At 42.2% G+C, this 282-nt stretch carries 1 protein-coding gene; it reads left to right on the plus strand.

All coding sequences use genetic code 11. The features are described 5' to 3' along the window. Positions 1–17: 17 nt before the first annotated feature. Positions 18–282: hypothetical protein (locus tag AB4585_RS28505; protein WP_372172132.1), on the plus strand; the 265-nt coding region annotated here is incomplete at its 3' end.

Genomic DNA, 282 nt, shown 5'->3' on the forward strand with positions numbered 1-282 from the left:
GTTGTGATAGTGATAAAGTGAAGGCAGAACTTGACCATGCAGGGCATAAAATAGGTGATGCTGCTCATGAGGTTGGTCATAAGATTCATGATGAGGTTGAACGAGCTCAAGGTAAATTAACTCAGAATGCAGAGAAGGAAAGCCTACGTCAGCTTGGTCTTGATGAAGCTGATATCGATTATGTGATTGCACATAACCCTGATGATGCAATGGCGGTTGCTAAGCACACAAACGATGAGATTTTATATCAAACGAAGTATAACTTTGTCGACGCGAGTGGAC

The sequence above is a fragment of the Vibrio sp. 10N.222.49.C9 genome (genome assembly GCF_041474985.1).
Lineage (GTDB): Bacteria > Pseudomonadota > Gammaproteobacteria > Enterobacterales > Vibrionaceae > Vibrio > Vibrio crassostreae_C.